The following is a 1102-nucleotide window of genomic DNA, read 5'->3' on the forward strand; positions in this document are numbered from 1 at the left end:
CGCCCGAACAGGAATGGGTCTTCTCGACCGGCCTCATCCTGGGCTGCAATCGCACCAGCTTCGCATCGCTTGTTGACTTGAATGGGCCGGCTTTCACCGCGCCCGCAGACAATGCCAAGCATGGAGCCCCATCATGGACCCGAACACCGCACAAATCCAGTTCGCTTTGGGATTTGACGTCTCCAAAGCAACAATCACATTCTTCGATACCCGTACCGGAAAGATCGGCACCGTCGAAAACAGCAAGGTCGCGCTCAGGGCCGCCTTGAAGCCATATGCCGGACGTGGCGATATGCTCGCCATCTGCGAAGCCACCGGTGGCTACGAGGACGATCTGCTGGATGTCCTTGAAGACCTTGCCATCCCCGCCCACCGCCGCAGACGCGGTCAGGGTCAAAGCCTTCATCCGCGCCTGCGGCGCAAATGCCAAGACAGACCCCATCGATGCACGCCATATCGCACAATATGGTCTGTCACGGGCGCAATCCCTCCCACGCTGGCGGCCAAGCCCTCCACATGAAGCCAAGGTCAAACTGCTGGTCTTGCGCCGCACCGATCTCGTGTCCATGCGCGTGCAAGAGGAAAACCGGTTGAAGGCGCCGCGCAATAAGCCGATCGCTCGCGAGATTGCCGGCCATATTGCCGAAATCAAGCGCCGTATCGAGGCCATCGACAAACAGATCGAAACGATCATCAGCCTCGATAAACGCCTGAAAGATCGCAAGGCCATCCTGCAAACCGTTCCGGGCATTGGCAAGGTGATCGCGCCGATGCTGTTGGCGCTCATGCCGGAACTCGGACACATCGATCGCAAGCAGGCAGCAAGCCTCGCCGGATGCGCCCCTCACCCCCGGGACAGCGGCGCGCACAAAGGCCGTCGCTTTACCACGGGCGGACGACGGCAGTTACGACCGCTGCTCTTTACCGCAGCTATGGCTGCAAGCCACAGCAAGAGCCACCTTGCTGCGACGTATAGGCGATTACTCCATGCCGGAAAGTCAAAGCTAACAGCTCTTGGTGCAATCATGCGACACATCATCGTCATCGCAAACGCAAGATTGAAAGAATATCAAAACGAGAAAATACGACTGACTTGATGAGG

At 58.3% G+C, this 1102-nt stretch carries 2 protein-coding genes and 1 pseudogene; 2 read left to right on the forward strand and 1 reads right to left on the reverse strand.

Features of this window, described 5'->3' with window-relative positions:
* A partial coding sequence (locus HP456_RS25825; RefSeq protein WP_216663419.1) for a hypothetical protein occupies positions 1 to 430 on the reverse strand: 430 nt, incomplete at its 3' end.
* Between HP456_RS25825 and HP456_RS25830 the strand changes: the two are divergent.
* Positions 342 to 539 (forward strand): annotated as a pseudogene (locus HP456_RS25830) (hypothetical protein); the annotation flags it as partial. The gene HP456_RS25825 and the pseudogene HP456_RS25830 overlap by 89 nt on opposite strands.
* Before the next feature lie 51 nt (positions 540 to 590).
* Positions 591 to 1097 carry a transposase gene (locus HP456_RS25835; RefSeq protein ID WP_246289417.1) on the forward strand — a complete coding sequence of 169 codons (507 nt, stop codon included), beginning with the start codon at positions 591 to 593 and terminating at the stop codon, positions 1095 to 1097.
* Positions 1098 to 1102 lie beyond the last annotated feature (5 nt).

This window comes from Bacillus haikouensis (genome assembly GCF_013179555.1).
In the GTDB taxonomy this organism is placed as follows: Bacteria; Bacillota; Bacilli; order Bacillales; family Bacillaceae_B; genus Rossellomorea; species Rossellomorea haikouensis_A.